Origin of the sequence: Pseudomonas sp. GW531-T4 (assembly GCF_017349615.1) — a bacterium.
In the GTDB taxonomy this organism is placed as follows: Bacteria; Pseudomonadota; Gammaproteobacteria; order Pseudomonadales; family Pseudomonadaceae; genus Aquipseudomonas; species Aquipseudomonas chlororaphis_I.
Genome location: NZ_JACMZT010000095.1, coordinates 1 through 304 on the forward strand (window position 1 = coordinate 1; position 304 = coordinate 304).

A 304-nucleotide genomic window follows, 5' to 3' on the forward strand; every position below is an offset into this window, starting at 1 on the left:
AGCTACCGATAAGGACGGCGACACAGTGACGGCCGCCGCCGAGAAACTGGTGATCACCGTCGATGACGATACGCCAACGGCGGCCGGGGCCGCCGAGGCCGGAACCGTCGATGAAGATGGCCTGGCCAATGGCATCGCCGGTGGTGTTGGCGACGTGCCTGGCGAAGCAACGACTGCCAGCGGTAGCGTCACCGGCATCTTCCAGTCCGGCGCCGATGTACCGCTGACCTATGCCCTGTCGAGCGACACCAGTGGCTTGCCGGCCTTGAGTTCGGGCGGAGTGGCTCTGGTCTACAGCGTCCTC

General features: G+C 65.8%; 1 pseudogene. It reads left to right on the forward strand.

Annotated elements, in window-relative coordinates:
- A pseudogene (locus tag J4D28_RS30335) lies at window positions 1-304 on the forward strand (hypothetical protein); the annotation flags it as partial.